The sequence below is a fragment of the Bradyrhizobium sp. Arg816 genome, from assembly GCF_029989365.1.
Classification (GTDB): domain Bacteria; phylum Pseudomonadota; class Alphaproteobacteria; order Rhizobiales; family Xanthobacteraceae; genus Bradyrhizobium.
Window position 1 is genome coordinate 1 of the sequence record NZ_JAPRAQ010000006.1, and the last position, 17,511, is coordinate 17,511.

General features: G+C 63.7%; 14 protein-coding genes, 1 tRNA gene and 1 pseudogene. 3 read left to right on the forward strand and 13 right to left on the reverse strand.

Annotated features, from left to right (window positions below; genetic code table 11):
* A pseudogene (locus tag OWC48_RS16110) lies at positions 1-272 on the forward strand (NYN domain-containing protein); the annotation flags it as partial.
* Positions 253-927, forward strand: coding sequence for a uracil-DNA glycosylase (locus tag OWC48_RS16115; protein ID WP_085399881.1), 675 nt, complete (start codon positions 253-255; stop codon positions 925-927). The pseudogene OWC48_RS16110 and the gene OWC48_RS16115, both read left to right, overlap by 20 nt.
* Here OWC48_RS16115 and OWC48_RS16120 read toward each other — a convergent pair.
* The 4 genes from OWC48_RS16120 to dapA all read right to left on the reverse strand — a co-directional run bounded on the left by OWC48_RS16120 (position 924) and on the right by dapA (position 3,422).
* Positions 924-1,505: a peroxiredoxin gene (locus OWC48_RS16120; protein WP_282520893.1), complete on the reverse strand. Its 582-nt coding sequence runs from the start codon at positions 1,503-1,505 to the stop codon at positions 924-926. The two genes, OWC48_RS16115 and OWC48_RS16120, sit on opposite strands and share 4 nt — an antisense overlap.
* A gap of 15 nt (positions 1,506-1,520) precedes the next feature.
* The gene (gene smpB / locus OWC48_RS16125) at positions 1,521-1,994 is read right to left on the reverse strand and encodes an SsrA-binding protein SmpB (protein WP_008133025.1); all 474 of its coding nucleotides are present in this window, start codon (positions 1,992-1,994) and stop codon (positions 1,521-1,523) included.
* 73 nt (positions 1,995-2,067) lie between these two features.
* The gene (mscL, locus tag OWC48_RS16130) at positions 2,068-2,481 is read right to left on the reverse strand and encodes a large conductance mechanosensitive channel protein MscL (protein WP_404979781.1); all 414 of its coding nucleotides are present in this window, start codon (positions 2,479-2,481) and stop codon (positions 2,068-2,070) included.
* Positions 2,482-2,531: 50 nt separating this feature from the next.
* Complete coding sequence (dapA, locus tag OWC48_RS16135; protein WP_282520895.1) at positions 2,532-3,422, reverse strand: 4-hydroxy-tetrahydrodipicolinate synthase; 891 nt, start codon at positions 3,420-3,422, stop codon at positions 2,532-2,534.
* Positions 3,423-3,702: 280 nt separating this feature from the next.
* On the opposite strand from dapA, the gene OWC48_RS16140 reads away from it, so the two are divergent.
* The gene (locus OWC48_RS16140; protein ID WP_282520896.1) at positions 3,703-6,123 is read left to right on the forward strand and encodes a lytic transglycosylase domain-containing protein; all 2,421 of its coding nucleotides are present in this window, start codon (positions 3,703-3,705) and stop codon (positions 6,121-6,123) included.
* 217 nt (positions 6,124-6,340) lie between these two features.
* Here OWC48_RS16140 and OWC48_RS16145 read toward each other — a convergent pair whose 3' ends face one another.
* From OWC48_RS16145 to OWC48_RS16185, 9 genes are all read right to left on the reverse strand, one after another.
* The gene (locus OWC48_RS16145) at positions 6,341-8,014 is read right to left on the reverse strand and encodes an arylsulfatase (protein ID WP_282520897.1); all 1,674 of its coding nucleotides are present in this window, start codon (positions 8,012-8,014) and stop codon (positions 6,341-6,343) included.
* Positions 8,015-8,043: 29 nt separating this feature from the next.
* Positions 8,044-9,036: a formylglycine-generating enzyme family protein gene (locus OWC48_RS16150; protein ID WP_404979772.1), complete on the reverse strand. Its 993-nt coding sequence runs from the start codon at positions 9,034-9,036 to the stop codon at positions 8,044-8,046.
* A 548-nt stretch (positions 9,037-9,584) separates the two neighbouring features.
* Positions 9,585-11,156, reverse strand: a complete 1,572-nt coding sequence (locus OWC48_RS16155; RefSeq protein WP_282520899.1) for a porin — start codon at positions 11,154-11,156, stop codon at positions 9,585-9,587.
* 576 nt (positions 11,157-11,732) lie between these two features.
* Positions 11,733-11,826, reverse strand: a tRNA-Ser gene (locus OWC48_RS16160).
* Between the two features lie 446 nt (positions 11,827-12,272).
* On the reverse strand, positions 12,273-12,539 hold the full coding sequence (locus OWC48_RS16165) for a hypothetical protein (protein WP_212432215.1): 267 nt from the start codon (positions 12,537-12,539) through the stop codon (positions 12,273-12,275).
* 1,507 nt (positions 12,540-14,046) lie between these two features.
* Positions 14,047-15,525 carry an Asp-tRNA(Asn)/Glu-tRNA(Gln) amidotransferase subunit GatB gene (gene gatB / locus OWC48_RS16170; RefSeq protein WP_282520900.1) on the reverse strand — a complete coding sequence of 493 codons (1,479 nt, stop codon included), beginning with the start codon at positions 15,523-15,525 and terminating at the stop codon, positions 14,047-14,049.
* Positions 15,522-15,824 carry a hypothetical protein gene (locus tag OWC48_RS16175; protein WP_282520901.1) on the reverse strand — a complete coding sequence of 101 codons (303 nt, stop codon included), beginning with the start codon at positions 15,822-15,824 and terminating at the stop codon, positions 15,522-15,524. Before OWC48_RS16175 ends, gatB begins: the two co-directional genes overlap by 4 nt.
* Complete coding sequence (gene gatA / locus OWC48_RS16180; RefSeq protein ID WP_282520902.1) at positions 15,815-17,290, reverse strand: Asp-tRNA(Asn)/Glu-tRNA(Gln) amidotransferase subunit GatA; 1,476 nt, start codon at positions 17,288-17,290, stop codon at positions 15,815-15,817. The genes OWC48_RS16175 and gatA overlap by 10 nt, the downstream gene beginning before the upstream one ends.
* On the reverse strand, positions 17,287-17,502 hold the full coding sequence (locus OWC48_RS16185; protein ID WP_014494728.1) for a hypothetical protein: 216 nt from the start codon (positions 17,500-17,502) through the stop codon (positions 17,287-17,289). The genes gatA and OWC48_RS16185 overlap by 4 nt, the downstream gene beginning before the upstream one ends.
* Positions 17,503-17,511: the final 9 nt, after the last annotated feature.

Sequence of the window (17,511 nt, forward strand, 5' to 3'; positions counted from 1 at the left end):
CCCTGGTCGAAGCCGTCCAGCGCCGCGGCGTCCGGGTCACCGTGATCTCCACCATCGCAAGCCAGCCGCCGATGATCGCCGACGAGTTGCGCCGCCAGGCCGACGTCTTCACCGACCTCGTCGAGCTGCAATCCAAGCTCGGCCGCGACCCGTCCGAACGCCCCGCCCCGCGTGACCGCGGCGAGCGTGGCGAGGGACGCCATCACGCCCCGCAGTTCCTCCAGCGCGCGACCACGATGGCGCCGAGGGGCGATGACGACTTCGAGGAGTGAGGCGGCCCGGTCAAGCCGCCAGCCTCTCACCCTCGTTCCCGACCGCGACTGTCCGCTTTGTCCGCGCCTGGTCGCCTTTCGCGAGGCGAACCGCGCGCGCGAGCCGTTGTGGCACAACGCCCCGGTCCCCCCCTTCGGCGACATCAAGGCGCGCCTGCTCATCGTCGGCCTGGCGCCAGGCATGCAGGGCGCCAACCGCACCGGCCGCCCCTTCACCGGCGACTATGCCGGCGACCTGCTCTACGCCACGCTGCTCGAATACGGCTTCGCCAAGGGCACCTATCAGGCGCGGCCCGACGACGGCCTGAAGCTGGTCGACTGCCGGATCGCCAATGCCGTGCATTGCGTTCCGCCGCAGAACAAGCCGCTGCCGGTCGAGATCAACACCTGCCGCCAGTTCCTCGGGGCTACCCTCGCGACGATGCCGAAGCTGCGCGCCATCGTCGCGCTCGGACGGATTGCGCACGACACGGTGCTCAAGCCGCTGAACCTGAAGGCCTCGCAAGCTCCCTTCGGCCACGGCGCCGTGCATCAGGCCGGCGCATTCAGGCTCTACGACAGCTATCATTGCTCGCGCTACAACACGAACACCGGCGTGCTGACGACGGACATGTTCCGCAGCGTGTTCGCGAAGGTGAAGGCCGACCTGGACTAGGGCTCGGCTGGATTGGCCTTCAGCCAGTCCAGCACATCGCCGGCGTTCCGGTCGGGCGGAAACACCGGATAGAACACATGCGTGACCTCGGCATCGTCGATGATCAGCGCAAGCCGCTTGATCAAGGTGAGGCCAGCGACCTCCATGGTCGGTAGATTGAGGGCGCGCGTCAGCGCCAGCTTCTCGTCCGACAGCACCGGGAACGGCAGGTGCAGCCGCGACGCCATCTCGGTCTGGTATGCGTTGCTCTGGGTCGAGAGGCCGTACACCTGGGCGGTGCCGGCGGCTTTCAGCTCGGCAAACAGATCACGAAACGCGCAAGTCTGCGGCGTGCAACCGCGCGCGCCAGGGATCATGTCCCAATCGTCGACCAGCCCGATCTTGCCGGGCTCGCCGGTGCGCGGATAGGCGAACACCACGGTCCGGCCGGAGAGCGCTGACAGATTCACGGACGTATCGTCGGTGGCAAGCAGGCTGATCGCCGGCAGCGTCGTGCCCTTGAGATGCGCTGCGCCGCCGTCGTCGGCGGGTGCGGGAATCTGGCTCCAATCGACCTCGAGCAGGTTCTTCTGAGTCATCCCGTCCTCTTGCCGCTATCCCCTCGCCCGCAACAGCCGACCCTTCTCCCGACTCCAATCGCGCTTCTTCTCGGACTCGCGCTTGTCGTGCAGCTTCTTGCCCTTTGCAACCGCCAGCTGCAGCTTGGCCCGCCCACGCTCGTTGAAATAGAGCTTGAGCGGGATCAGCGTCATGCCTTCGCGGTCGACCGCGCCCATCAGCTTGTTGATCTGCTTGCGGTGCAGAAGCAGTTTTCGCGGCCGCTTGGGTTCGTGATTGAAGCGGTTGCCCTGGAGATATTCGGGAATGGTGGCGTTGATCAGCCAGATCTCGCCGTCCTTGGAATCGGCGTAGGACTCCGCGATCGTGCTCTTGCCGTTGCGGATCGATTTGACCTCGGTGCCGGTGAGCGCAATGCCCGCCTCGATCGTGTCTTCGATCGCATAGTTGAAGCGGGCCTTGCGATTTTCCGCCATGACCTTGATAGGACGTTCGTTCTTATCGGCCATGACCTAAAAAACCCGGACAACAAACCTGATCGAGATACGCGCGTAAGCTAACAGCTCGGATGAAGCGCGCGCGTCACTTCTTGAGGAGATCGCGGATCTCGGTCAGCAGCTCGACCTCGGCCGACGGTTTTGCCGGAGCCGCAGGCGCCGCCTCCTCCTTGCGCTTCAGCGTGTTCATGGCGCGGATCACCAAGAATAACACGAAGGCGACGATGATGAAGTTGATCGTCAGCGTCAGGAAGCTGCCGTAAGCGAGCACTGCACCTTGCTTTTTCGCATCCGCTAAGTTGGTGGCGGTCACCGCCTTCGACAAGGGGGCGAAGTAGTTCGAGAAGTCGAGGCCGCCGGTCGCGGCGCCGATGATCGGCATGATGATGTCACCGACCAGCGACGTGACGATGGCGCCGAAGGCCGCGCCGATGATGACGCCGACCGCGAGATCGACGACGTTGCCCTTCATGGCAAATTCGCGAAACTCCGTGAGCATCTTCCTGCCCTTCTCGTCGACGCTCATGAACGGCCCCCCGGTTGGCTAAATCAATTGATCAGCCCAGCATGAACCATCGCGTTGCGCACGGCAACGCGCGTCGGCTCGGTGACCGGAACCATCGGCAGACGCAGCGTCTCGTCCAGCTTACCGAGCAGCGACATCGCGTACTTGATCGGCGCCGGATTGCTCTCGATGAAGAGGTTGTTGTGCAGCGGCATCAGCTTGTCGTGGATTGCGAGCGCCGCCTTGGTGTCGCCCTTCGCCCAGGCAGCCTGGAATTCCGAGCACAGGCGCGGCGCGACGTTCGAGGTCACCGAGATGCAGCCGTGGCCGCCATGCGCCATGTAGCCGAGGATGGTCGCGTCCTCGCCGGAGAGCTGGTTGAAATCCTCGCCCATCGCCGCGCGCTGCTGCGAGACGCGGACCATGCTGGCGGTGGCGTCCTTGACGCCGGCGATGTTCTTCAGCTCCCACAGCCGCTTCATGGTGTCGACCGACATGTCGATCACCGAGCGCGGCGGAATGTTGTAGATGATGATCGGGATGCCGATCGCATCGTTGATCGCCTTGAAGTGCTGGTACATCCCTTCCTGGGTCGGCTTGTTGTAATAGGGCGTCACGACCAGCACGGCGTCCGCGCCCGCCTTCTCGGCGTGCTGCGCGAGCTCGATCGCCTCCTTCGTCGAATTGGAGCCGGCACCCGCGACCACGGGCACGCGCCCCTTGGCTTCAGCGATGCACCATTCGACGACCTTCTTGTGCTCGTCATGGCTGAGCGTCGGGCTCTCGCCGGTGGTGCCGACCGGGACCAGGCCGTTGGTGCCCTCCGAGATCTGCCAGTTGACCAGCGAGCGGAACGCCGCCTCGTCCAGCGAGCCGTTCTTGAACGGCGTGACCAAGGCGGTGAACGATCCCCGGAATTTCGTCTTGGCTGCCATGGACTTCCTCCGTACGCGGCTATCTCTTGAGCAAGCTGCATTCATATCGGGTCTATCCCGCCGGTAAAAGACCCGCTTCCGTGTGACGCACCGTTTAGGCCGCGATTTTGCCGCGGTGGTGGTGCAAACTGGGCAAAGGTAAGCAGCTGTTGGTATTTTGTCCGCATATTCAAGCGAATACAGCTAGGTCTTGAGCCAACTGACTGATTCGGGGCGACCAAACGCCGTGACCTCCTTCCCTCGTTCCGCATGGCGATCCACCGCCCTGGCCGTCTGCCTCATGGCGGGGCTGTCGGTCGGCTGCGCCGCCCTGGCCAAGTCCAATGAGACGACCGCGGACGGGGCCAAGGACACCCCGAAGCCGGCGGCCAAGGACGCCGCGAAGGGATCAGCCAAGGAAACAGCCAAGGAAACACCGAAGCAACCAGCGAAGGGAACCGGCAAGGAAGCACCGAAGGGCGCGAGCAAGGGAGCAGCTCCCGCCGCGCCCAAGGATGCCGCGAAGAAACCTGGCAAGGACGCCGCCAAGGATGCTGGCAAGAACGCCGGCAAGGAACCCGCCAAGGAACCCGCCAAGGACAAGCCCAAGCCCGCAGCCGCCGCGCCAAAATCACAGCCGGCCGCCAACGGCTCGCCCCCCAAACCCGCACCCGCCCCGGCCGTGACGGCCACCGTGAGACCTGCTTCCCCGGCGCCCGTCGCCAAACCCGTCGCGGCTCCCGTGCTTGCGCCGGCGACCCGCCAGCACGCCGCGCCGCGCAAGCCAGTCACGCCGGCCGCGGTCGCTGCGACTTCCTCGACGTCGCAAGCCGACAAGGACACGCTCGAGAACGTCATCGAGCTCGTGCGCAAGCGCAAGGCGGCCGACGCCACCAATTACGCTGCCTCGATCTCGGATCCGGTCGCACGAAAGCTCGCCGAATGGATCGTCCTGCGCAGCGAGGACAATGGCGCGACCGTGGAACGCTATCGCGCCTTCCTCTCCGCCAATCCGAGCTGGCCGTCACAGACCTTCCTGCGCCGGCGCCTCGAGGCCGCGATGTGGGACGACAGGCGCGACGATTCGGTCGCCTGGTCGTGGTTCGAGAATGAATCGCCTGTGTCCGCCAAGGGCCGCTTCACGCTCGCCAAGGCGATGCTGGCGCGCGGCGACCGCGCCAATGCCGAGCGGCTGGTGCGCGAGGCCTGGCGCAGTGATCCGATGTCGGAGGAGACCGAGAACAACGCGCTCGACCAGTTCGGCGCCCTGCTGACGCCGGGCGACCAGAAGGCGCGGATGGACACCCTGCTCTATGGCAGCGAGAACGAAGCCGCGCTCCGCGCCGCGAAGCGCCTCGGCGCCGGCTATGTCGCGCTGGCCAAGGCCCGCATCGCCGCCGTCAAGAAAGCGCCGAACGCGCGCGCGCTGCTCGACGCCGTGCCGCGCGAGCTGCACAACGATCCCGGCTTCATCTTCAGCAAGATCCAGCTCTTGCGTCGCGAGGAGAAGTTTGCCGAAGCCGCCCAGCTGATGCTGTCGGCGCCGAAGGATCCGAACCGGCTCTACAATCTCGACGAATGGTGGATCGAGCGGCGCCTGCTGGCGCGCAAGATGATCGACACCGAGGAATTCCGCAGCGCCTATCTGATCGCGCGCGACGCGGCCCTGCCCTCGCGCGACATCTACAAGACCGAGCAGGAATTCACCGCGGGCTGGATCGCGCTGCGCTTCCTCAACGATCCCGCGGCCGCCACCCAGCATTTCGCCCGCATCGGCGTCGGCAGCGTCAATCCGACCACGCTGGCGCGCGCCGGCTATTGGCAGGGCCGCGCGGCGGAAGCGGCGGGCCGCCAGCAGGAGGCGCGCAACGCCTACGCGCGGGCGGCCGAGCAATCCACCAGCTATTACGGCCAGCTTGCGCGCGCAAAACTCGGCCTGCCGCAGATCGAGCTCAACAGCCAGCCGCGCGGCCGCGGCGCCGAACGGCTGGAGATCGTGCGCGCCGCGCACCTGCTCTACGAGCTCGACGAGCGGGAGATGGCGATACCTGTTCTCGCCGACATGGGCGAGAACGGCGATCCGGAGGCGCTCGCGGGCCTCGGCGAGCTCACCCAGCGCCACAGCGACGCGCGCGGCATGCTGCTGCTCGGCAAGGCTGCGCTCAACCGCGGCCTCCCCTTCGACTTCTACGCCTATCCCGTCAACGGCATTCCGCAGTTCACGCCGATCGGCCCCGAGGTCGAGCGCAGCATCGTCTATGCGATCGCGCGGCAGGAAAGCGCGTTCAACCCCTCCGTGGTCTCGCCGGCGCAGGCTTACGGCCTGATGCAGGTGACGCCGGATGCCGCGCGTTACGTCTGCAAGCGGCACGGCGCGACCTACGACCTGGGGCGGCTGAAGAACGATTCGGTCTACAACGCCACGCTCGGCTCGGCCGAGCTCGGCGGACTGCTCGAGGACTACCGCGGCTCCTACATCATGACCTTTGCCGCCTACAATGCCGGCCGCGGCAGCGTGAAGAAATGGGTCGACCGCTACGGCGACCCGCGCGATCCCAAGGTCGACGCGGTCGACTGGGTCGAGCTGATTCCGTTCTCCGAGACGCGCAACTACGTGCAGCGGATCATGGAGAATCTTCAGGTCTACCGCGCCCGCTTTGGCGGCGGCACACGGTTGCAGATCGAGGCTGACCTGCGCCGCGGCGCCGGCAGCGTGGAATAGAGAGAGCCCTACTCTCGATTCGCTGCCGAGAGCATCGGCGGCGAGCGCCGGACATGCGCCATCGTCCGGCTCGAGCCTTCGAGGAATATTCTCAAGCTCTGACCCGCCCCTCAAGGCGAGCCATCCCACTCCCGGAGCGCGCCGAGAGCTGCCGATGTCGCTGGCCAGACCGGCAGCTCGCACCACTCCCGGGCTTGGGGCGCCCGTCACCGCAATCCTACTTGCCAGCGTGCGACTGCATGGCCTTCTCGATCTGCTCCTTGACCGCTTCCAGGTTGAAGCTCGCGCCCTTCTGCATCGGTGGGAACTCGATCGCCGTCTGAGCGAGCTTGCCGACCTCCTGCTGCACATACACGCCGCGCCAGAACTCGTACGCATACCAGTTGAAGAACCATAATGATCCCTTGTCGCCGGCGGGCAGGTTCGTGCGTTCGAACGGATCAAGCCGAAGATTGGTGATTATCGGAAAATCAACCTTCACCGTTGCGCCCAACCAGCCACCAGGCTGATCGGTGAAGCGATACTTGAAGTCGTCGATGCGCACCGCGCTCAGTGTGCCCTCCGTGAAATAGAAGATCGAGTGGCGGGCAGACGGGCCTTTTCCGGTAATCAGGTCCATCTGGTTGTACCCGTCGAGGTAGACCTTGTAGGTCTTGTCGCCGAGTTGCTTTCCCTTCCGCAGCTCTTCCGCGATATTCGGATTGCCGGCGGCGGCGACGAAGGTCGGGAACCAGTCGAGCCCGGAGATAATGCCGTTTTCGACCTTTCCAGCCGGCACCTTGCCCGGCCAGCGGATCATGCAGGGCACACGGAAGCCGCCTTCCAGGGCTGTTCCCTTGCCGCCCGCGAACGGCGTCTGGCCGCCATCGGGCCAGGTAAAGTTCTCCGCGCCGTTGTCGGTTGTGAACGCGAGGATCGTGTTGTTGTCGAAGCCTTCATCCTTGAGCTTCTTCATCATGGCGCCGACGATATCGTCGAGCTGGGCGAACCCGCCCTCAGAAACCGACCAGCCGTTTTCCGAGTTGCGCATGTTCTCGTATTTTTCCGAAAGATGGGTGACGACGTGCATACGCGTGGGATTGAGCCAGACGAAGAACGGCTTGTTGTCCTGCTTCGCCTTGTCGATGAAGGCGAAGGCGGTTTGCAGAATCTCGTCATCCACCGTCTCCATCCGCTTTGGATAAAGCGGTCCGGAGTCCTCGATCTTTTGTTTGCCGATCTTGCCCCAGCGCGTCTGCACTGTCGGATCGTCGACGTTGGTCGCCCATGAATGAACCATGTTGCGCGGACCGACGGTGGCCAATAGCGCTTGCGGGTAGTTGCGGTGGGCCGGGTCTTCCATGGCGTCGAGGTGATACAGATAGCCGAAGAACTCGTCGAAGCCGTGCATGGTCGGCAGGAACTCGTTGAGGTCGCCGAGGTGGTTCTTGCCGAACTGCCCCGTGGTGTACCCCATGGATTTGAGCGCGGTCGCGATCGTCGGCGCCTGCGCCGGCATGCCGATCGGGGAGCCCGCCTGACCGACCGTGGTAAGCCCGGTGCGGATCGGCAGTTCTCCGGTGATGAAGTTGGCGCGGCCTGCCGTGCAGCTGGCCTCGGCATAGTAGTCGGTGAAGCGCATGCCTTCCGCGGCGAGCTTGTCGAGGTTCGGGGTCCGGCTTGCCATGATGCCCTGGTGGTAGGCGCCGATATTGAACCAGCCGATATCGTCCCCCATGATGAAGACGATGTTTGGCCGCTGGCCGGCCGCTGCTGGCGCAGGTGCCGGCTGCTGCGCTTGTGCCGGGCTCGTCAATCCGACGGCCGAGAGCGCCGAAGCGGCAACGAGAGAACTACCACTCAACAAGAGATCGCGGCGTTTCAGTCCTCCGCCGATTGGTCCCGTGCTCATCTCAGGCCTTTCCGGAATCCTATCGTTACTCATGATCTGATCCTCTTCCTGATGATGCACCTGAAGCCGACATGGCTTGCTGAGGTGTCGATCGGCTCGGCATGACGCGCGGCCGGACGATAGCGGCGGCAGTAGTTGGGAGCGCAAAGATGCGAGCCGCCTTTAAGCACCTTGCGCGGAATCCTGAGGGTCGGCTGACAAGAATCGTAGCTCGCGCCCTCGGGCCCACCGCGAGGATTTTTGGGGATGCAGCAGACTTTTGCGGCGTCGGCTTCGTGCTTCTGCGAATACCAATCCGCCGTCCATTCCCAGACATTGCCGATCATGTCGTGCAGGCCGTAACCGTTGGCCGGGAATGCGGCGACGGGCGAAGTGCGTTCGAAGCCATCAGCCGCAAGATTCTGGTGCGGGAAATTGCCCTGCCAGGTGTTTGCCATATGCCTGCCGCCGGGGAATTGCTCGTCACCCCAGGCGAATTCCGCGCCGTCCAGTCCGCCGCGAGCGGCGAATTCCCATTCGGCCTCGGTGGGCAATTGCTTGCCGGCCCATTTGGCATAGGCTTCGACGTCGCGGTAGGCGACGTGGACGACGGGGTGGTCGTCGAGCCCGCTGATGTTGCTGCGCGGACCATAGGGTCGGCGCCAGTTGGCGCCGAATATGAACGTCCACCATTGCGCCCAGTTGCGCAAATCTAGGGCTCGCTTGGGCGGCGTGAAGACCAGCGAGCCGGCCTTGAGCATGTGCGGCAGAGCGCCCGGATAGTCCTTCGCATCAGGCGTAATTTCGGCGACAGTGACGTAACCGGTCGCGTTCACGAATTGGCGGAATTGGCGGTTGGTGACCGGCGTGCGATCCATCCCGAATCCGTCAACGGCAACGCGATGGACCGGCGCTTCCTCCGGGTAATGCCGATCCGAGCCCATGCGAAACGTGCCGCCCGGCACATAAAGCATCCCCTCACCTGCTGGATGCTCAGACCATTGTCCGGAGCCAGACAACGATTTCGTATCAGCCAGATTCATGACGCCCCCCCGGGCGCGTGCATCAGCGGCCTGCGTTGCTAGATTCGTGACACCGCCCGAAGAGTCGATTGGCTTGATATGCGTCTTTCGAAAGTGGGGCCTTTGACGGACGGTGAGACGTACAGAAACGGAGCGGCTCTTCTCCGGATTGATCCAGATCAAGGGTCCAGAAGCCCAAGCCTGAGTAGCTTGAAATTGGCCCGCCGACCTCGTGAGTTCTGGGACTCATCCGCCAGTTCGGAACCGTTCGATTTCGAGTGTGGCGGAACGAAGGGAAGCCCTCGCCTCCGCCGCGAGATCAATCGGCGAGATCGTTCGCTGGCTGTGTCAGTGAAGCGACGGGGGACCAGATGCGCGCCGGCCGGAGATGGCGTGCAGAGCAGTCGCCGACTCTTGTGCAACGGCCGTGACCCGAGGCGTAGCGAGCGACCGATCGCGGAAGCGACGCGCCGGCCCGGCCGACCCTGGCTGGCTCGCGAGCCCATGCACCAAAAGAAAAGCCCCGGCGGTTTCCCGCCGGGGCTCTCTGTCAGGTCGTTAGACCGAACTTACCAGTTGCGCTGAGCGCGGAGCAGCAGGCTGACCGTGTTCTGATCCTTCAGCTCGTACACAGCACCCGGCTTTGCGACAACTGCCGCAGGGCCAGCAGCGAGCGTGCTGATCGTGCCCGCGAACTTCTGGTCGAGCATGGTGTAAGCCACGTCCGCCGAGAAGGTCAGGTTCTTCACCGGCGTCCAGCGGGTGATCAGACCGATCGTGCCGAGGTTGAAGTTCGGGTTGCAAGAGGTGATACCCGCAGTGGCGGCACCCAACGTAGCGAGTTGGCCGCAAATGAGAGCCGCACCACCGTTGCTGTACGTCAGCTGAGCGTACGAACCGTAGATCGCGGTGTTCCAGTAAGCATCCCAGTTGTGGGTGTAGGCGCCGCGCATACCCCAGCTCGTAACCGTGTTGATACCGGTTCCGTTGGCGAACACACCGTCAGCCGCACCGGCAAGGCCAATGCTCTGATAGGCACCAGCCAGGTTGGTACCGCCGAACATTGCATAGTTCTGCGAAGCCAAGCTCTGGAAGTTGTAGCGGGTCGCACCATCGGTGTAGACCGCCTGGACGTTGATCACGTCGCCCGCACCAGTCGGAATGTTCTTGATGGACAAGGCCGCCTGGACAGCCCAACCCCACTTGTCGCCCGGATGACCGGCTGCTTCGGTTCCGACAAGCCCCGGAGTCGCGTAGTACGCTACGTGGTTGTTATGCGCCGCGGCAGACAACTGGAACAGACCCCAAGCCTGATCAATACGGACCATACCCTGGATGTCAGGAGCCCGCGTGCCGCCGAAGGCATTGATGCCGTAGCCGCCGGTACCAAAATTCGCGACCGAAACGCCGGCGCTGGTGTTGTACAGGTTGCTCTGATAGTAGGCCGTCGGATCCACCGCCGAAATCGCGGCAGTGATGCCCTGACCGAAGTCGGCAGTATAGGTGAACTGGTTCACACCAGTGACCGTGCCGCCGCCGCCGGTCAGACCGTCGAAGTTGTTACCCGGATAGTTGGTCCAGGGGGCGTCGAACTGGGCAACAGCTTTACCCATCGTGAAGCCCGCGAACTGGATGAAGGCGTAGTACACGCCGAGCGTACCGCCGGCGATTGCGCCTGAGGTGGCATTGTTGGGTGCGCCAACGCCCGTGCTGCCGAGCTGCGAGTAAACGGTGGAGCCGTTGCCGGTGCCGTTGCCCGTGTAGTTATCCGTCGTCCACGAGAACACCACGTCGGCGAAGGTACGAACCACGCCGTATTCGGTCGCGGTGCGCGTGTCGACGTTGAAGTCTTCACGGGCACGAGTGACGTAGTAGTTCGTCAGACGGTTCGCGGAACCGTTAACGCTGCTGAAGTTACCGTTGAAATCGGTCGCGTTGACCGCGACTTCAGCACGCAGGTAACCACCCAGCTTGATGCAAGTGTCAGTGCCCGGGATGTAGTAGAATCCGGCACCGTACAGGGAGCAGATCTTCACGTATTCGACCGCTTTGGCCTTCACGGGGAGATCGGCTGCCTGCGCTCCGCCAACGGCAATCAGACCTGCCGCTGAACCGAGCAAAAGGCTCTTAACCAACTTCATGTTAAACCTCCAAGTTTGCTCTATAGGGAAGGTTCCGGATCCGCTGGGTGACGACACCCTAAGGTTGGTTCCCTTGTCCCTTAACTTACCGCTTAGTCGCTTCGCGCCTTCGGACACACCCGCTGAACGCGAGGGACTTAAGCGAACCACCTAAAACGGGACGACCTCGGGATGCCCCCCTCCGTCGCTCAGTCACAATTACCGAACGTCTTTGCACACACAACAAGAGAACGCTCTGTAGCGAGCCCATGACGTTTGTTTTCCGAAGGGTGTTGCACAAATAACACGCAGATGTGATCGAAGCGCCCTCGCAACATATTGTTTTTACTTATGTTTCTAAGGCGGTTCCGTTTGCCGTCAAAATTCCCCACCTGAGGCACTGTGGACGGAACTCCGGCCTGAACAGGCTTTGACGCGCACGAATCGTGGAATCAGAAGGAGACTCAAGGAGAAGGCACACAGGTCTTCCCGCGACTCTCCACCAGGCGCAGACATGGTCGCGGCAACGCTCGAGGCGCGCTGCGAAGGCTCTTTATCGATGGTGGGGATGATTGAGACCGGCGCAGACAGCTCGGCTGGCGGAGACGGAGGGATTCGAACCCTCGATAGGCCTTTACAAGCCTATAACGGTTTAGCAAACCGCCGCCTTCAGCCACTCGGCCACGTCTCCAATATGCCGGGTATGCCCGACACGGCGGCTAGCCGCAAGCGGCAGAATTAAGGTCTGTGCGTTCTTTCACCTGAAAGCGACCGCCGGAGGGCTGCGAAAGCCTGGCGCAAGGATCAGCGCGGCACGCGCAGCCGATTCGCTCTCTCTATATATGTCCGCATCCAGCGGCGGGATTGCCGGATCCACCGCTGCGAGGGCGCGTTCAGCACCGCCTCGCCGGCCCGGACATAGAACCAGACGCCGGAGCCGCGCCGGGACGGAAGGCCCAGGACCTTCATATCCCCGGCAAGAGGACCGTCTTGTGCGGCCGTCCAGGTTCCAGAGCGTAGTCGTCGGGCGGTGGCTCGGTCATGCCGCGCGGGTCTAGGTGGCGACACGATGAAGGAACTTGATTGCGCGCAATCGGGCTGCCCGATGAAGACAGGGGTGCGGATGCGATTCTCGGCTCAGTGAGCCGAGACCCACGCCCTCGCGTCGCGCTGCGCGGCCGAGATCTCGGCGTCCGACATCTGCCCGGCGACTTCCTGGCGCAGCGCCACGGCGTCCTTGCGGCCCTTCAGCGCGGCGAGGTTGAACCATTTATGCGCGGCGACGAGGTCGACGAGGCCGGAGCGGCCGCTCGCCCAATAGATCCCGCGCTCGAACAGCACGTCCGACAGCGCGCTCGCGTCGATCGGCGTCGCCGTCTCCAGATCGAAAGTACCCTGAAACATAACGCATCCCCTTTTTTTCTGCCGCCTCGTTCCCCCGAGCGCGGCTCCCGTCCAAAAAACTGTTCAACTCATCCCCATGCCGTTTGCCGGCTTGTTGAAGGCGATGATGGCGGGCAAATTTGAATGGCAGTTTAAGTATCGCGATGAAGCAGACGTAAACGCCCCCGCACGGGGCGCGCGCGACAAATGCAAGAAGTCCCCGCTTTGCAGGCACTTCTGCGATTCGTCAGATTCGGTTTACCCTGGGATTTTGGGAGAACGATAACCATCGCGCGCGGTGACGCGCGCCCTGCGGTTAGAATTCATGGGAGGGGCGCGTTGTGGGAGGGGCGCGCTGGCAAGGCCACACGGGCGCCTCGCGCGGCGGCGCCACCCCCTGGCCGGCAGCCCGTGCGGCGCGAAGCTCGCGACTCAGGAATCGGAGCGACGGCTTCGCATTGCGCCTGCGCGGCGTGCCGTCGCGGCAATCGACGGTTCGCCGCAGCCCTCGCCTGCCCCAAGGCAGCGCGGCCACGTCTCGGTCAGATCAGCAATGTGGGAAAAGGGAATGCCGGCAATACCCCGGCCTCAAGAGAACGAGGGCGTCGGCGAACACGTCAGGACCAGATTCCACGTTGGCCCGAAGGCCGCTTGTGAAATTGCGGAGCCCTTGAGAAGGAGAACCGCACCGAACGAAGAAAACTTGTTTCTTCTGCCGGACCGTACTTTGGCGAGCGAACCCGCGAAAGAGAACGATCCGACCGTTGGCCTGATGTCTCGCCGACACCCTCTATCGCCGACCAGAACCTGTTAGAAGGCGCTGATGACGTGCCGGCTCTAGGAGCCGGCAACTTCAGAAGTCGAAGTTACTTCTTCTTGGCGACCTTGCGGGTCTTCTTCGCAGTCTTCTTCACTGCGCTCTTCGCCTTCTTCGCCTTCTTCGCCTTCTTTGCTTTCTTGGCCATGTTGCCCTCCGATGTGTGAGATGGCTTTAATCGCTGCGTGCAGTCGGGGATCGAATGCACTCACCCCGAATACACCAACACGACGAAAAAAACATCTTCTCACTTAAGGAAGTGTTGACGACGCGGTGTGCGTGCGTCAGCCGCGCTTGATTTGCGGACACGCAGAAACACGCGTCTGCGATTGCAAATGTTTCTCGCAGCATTGACGTCGGCAAGAGCAGCGATTGCAAAAAAACCTATGCAGCAAGTATTATTCTGCGCGCGCACATCACGCGTGATCAATGCGATGTAGCACGCAGCAAAGCGCTCGATCGCGCCGCGGAGGCGATGCGCGGACTCTGAGTCGCGGATTTTGGCAACGAAATTATTTTCATGCTTAACGGCGCGAGCGCTCGTCAGAGCGTGTGGAAGCCGCCGTTTTGCGCGAATCGCGTGGCGGCGATTCGGCCGCCGCATCGCCATCGATCGGGATGGAGTTTGCCGCCGAGGGTGCGCGCGAGCGTCGCAGCGCGCACCGGAGCGAGGTGACGAAGCTATCCGTCACCTCGTTCGAATGTGTGACGTCAGATGCCGAGCTTCGACTTCAAGAGGTCGTTGACGCTCTGCGGGTTGGCCTTGCCGCCGGACGCCTTCATCACCTGGCCGACGAACCAGCCGAGCGACTGCGGCTTGTCCTTGACCTGCGCGGCCTTGTCGGGATTGGCCGCGATGATGTCGTCGACCACCTTCTCGATCGCCGAGAGATCGGTGACCTGCTTCATGCCGCGGCTTTCGACCAGCGCACGCGGATCGCCGCCCTCCTGCCAGACGATCTCGAACAGATCCTTGGCGATCTTGCCGGAGATCGTGCCCTCGCCGATCAGGTCGATGATCGCAGCCAACTGCTCGGCGTTGACGGGAGAGTCCGTAATACCCCGGCCTTCCTTGTTGAGACGGCCGAACAGCTCGTTGATCACCCAGTTCGCCGCCATCTTGCCGTCGCGGGCGCGGTTGCCGAGCGTGTCCAGCACCGTCTCGTAGAACACCGCGCTCTCGCGCTCGGCGACCAGCACGCTCGCATCGTAAGCCGACAGGCCGAAATCAGCGACGAAGCGCGCCTTCTTCTGGTCCGGCAGCTCCGGCAGCTCTGTCTTCAGCTCGTCGACGAAGCTTTGTGAGAACTCGAGCGGCAGCAGGTCGGGATCAGGGAAGTAGCGGTAGTCATGCGCCTCTTCCTTGGACCGCATCGATCGCGTCTCGCCCTTGTTGGGGTCGTAGAGCCGCGTTTCCTGGTCGATCTCACCGCCGTCCTCGAGGATCTCGATCTGGCGCCGCGCCTCGTACTCGATCGCCTGGCCGATGAAGGTGATCGAGTTCATGTTCTTGATCTCGCAGCGGGTGCCGAGCGGCGCGCCCGGCTTGCGCACGGAGACGTTGACGTCGGCGCGCAAAGATCCCTTCTCCATGTCGCCGTCGCAGGTGCCGAGATAGCGCAGGATCGAGCGCAGCTTGGTCACATAGGCCTTGGCCTGCTCGGCGTCGCGGATGTCGGGCTTGGAGACGATCTCCATCAGCGCCACGCCGCAACGGTTGAGATCGACATAGGACATGGCTGGCGACTGGTCGTGCAGCAACTTGCCGGCGTCCTGCTCCAGATGAAGGCGCTCGATGCCGATGGTCGCGGTCTTGCCGCCATCCAGTTCGACCACGACCTCACCTTCGCCGACGATCGGCGACTTGTACTGGCTGATCTGGTAGCCCTGCGGCGAGTCCGGATAGAAATAGTTCTTGCGGTCGAACACCGAACGCAGATTGATCTGCGCGTTCAGGCCGAGCCCGGTCCGGACAGCCTGCCTGACGCATTCCTCGTTGATGACGGGCAGCATGCCCGGCATCGCGGCATCGACCAGCGACACATGGCTGTTCGGCTCGCCGCCGAACGTGGTGGACGCGCCCGAGAACAGTTTCGAGTTCGAGGTCACCTGGGCATGGATCTCCATGCCGATGACCATCTCCCAGTCGCCGGTGGCGCCCTTGAGAAGCTTGTGCGTGGCCGTGCTCATGTCCTGCTCCCGAGCAGCGTGGCAGCGATCCGCTCCCACTCCGCCTCCAATGAATCCTTTGCCGCGGGTTGGCCGGCCTGGCGATACCAGTAGCCGGCATTGCCGAGATCGCCTTCGACCCGGTGCAGATAGGCATGCACCCAGGCGGCGTCGCGGCTGTTCTCGTCCTGAACGATCTTGTGCGCCTGATCCCAGTCGCCCTTCGCGGCCCACCAGAGGCCGGCGAGCGGCGCGCTCAGATCCGGCGCGGGCGCCGCGCCGTCGAGACTCGCGATGAACGCGGCGACATTCACCACCACCTCGCGGGCGTGAAGCGGCCGGCGGCCTGCTCGATCACCTCGCCGAGCGAGAACAGCGTCTCCTCGTCGAACGGACGGCCGATCAGCTGCAGGCCGAGCGGCAGGCCTTGCGCGTCCTTGCCGGCGGGCACGGCGATGCCCGGCAGGCCCGCCATGTTCACGGTCACCGTGAAGATGTCGTTGAGATACATCTCGACGGGATCGGCGCCACCCTTCTCGCCGATGCCGAAGGCTGCCGACGGCGTCGCCGGCGTCAGGATCGCGTCGACGCCCTTGGCAAAACAGTCCTCAAAATCCTTCTTGATCAGCGTCCGCACCTTCTGCGCACGCAGATAATAGGCGTCGTAATAGCCGGCCGAGAGCACATAGGTGCCGATCATGACGCGGCGCTTCACCTCCGCGCCAAAACCCTCGGCGCGGCTGTTCTCGTAGAGCTCGATGATGTTCTTGCCCTGCTCGCGCAGTCCGTAGCGGACGCCGTCATAGCGCGCGAGGTTGGAGGACGCCTCCGCCGGCGCCACGATGTAATAGGCCGGCAGCGCATATTTCGTGTGCGGCAGCGACACCTCGACGAGCTCGGCGCCGGCCGCCTTCAGCCAGGCCGCGCCCTCGCTCCAGAGCTTCTCGATCTCGGCCGGCATGCCGTCGAGGCGATATTCCTTGGGGATGCCGATCCTGATGCCCTTCACGGACTTGCCGATCGCGGCCTCATAGTCCGGCACGGCAATGTCGACCGACGTCGTGTCCTTCGGATCGTGCCCGGCCATCGAGCGCAGCAGCATCGCGCTATCGCGCACGCTGCGCGCGATCGGACCGGCCTGGTCGAGCGAGGAGGCGAAGGCGACGATGCCCCAGCGCGAGCAGCGGCCATAGGTCGGCTTGATGCCGACGGTCGCGGTGAACGCGGCCGGCTGACGGATCGAGCCGCCGGTGTCGGTCGCGGTCGCACCCATGCACAGCAGCGCCGCCACGGCCGAGGCCGAGCCGCCGGACGAGCCGCCCGGCACCAGCGTCGTGTTGCTTCCCTCGCGCCGCCAGGGATTGCCGACGGGACCGAAGCAGGAGGTCTCGTTCGCCGAGCCCATCGCGAACTCGTCATTGTTGAGCTTGCCGAGCATCACGGCGCCGTCGCGCCAGAGCTGCGAGGTGACGGTGGACTCATAGGTCGGCACGAAATTGCCGAGGATGTTCGAGCACGCCGTGGTGCGCACGCCCTTGGTCGCGAACAGGTCCTTGATGCCGAGCGGGATGCCGGCGAGTGGACCGCCCTCACCCTTGGCGATCTTCTCGTCCACGGCCTTCGCCATGTCACGCGCGCGATCGGGTGTCTCCATGACGAAGGCATTGAGCACACGTGCGGCTTCGATCGCATTCAGATGCGCGTCGGTCAGCTCGAGCGACGTGAAAGTTTTTGCCGCGAGACCCTTGCGGGCCTCGGCGAGCGTCAGCGATGTCAAATCGGTCATTTATTGATCGGGCTGCAGAAGAACGGAGACAGGGTTTTGTCGTTGGCCGGGTCGTCTTTTTTCTTGGCGGCGGCGTTCGCGGCGGCCTCGATCTCGTCGAGCACGGCATTGACGGCGACGTTGGGATCGGCAGCCTTGCCCTGCCGCTCCATCTTGTCGAGATAGTTCATGTAGGCCTGATAGGCCTTCTCATCGTCGCAAAGCATGCACATCGGACAGCG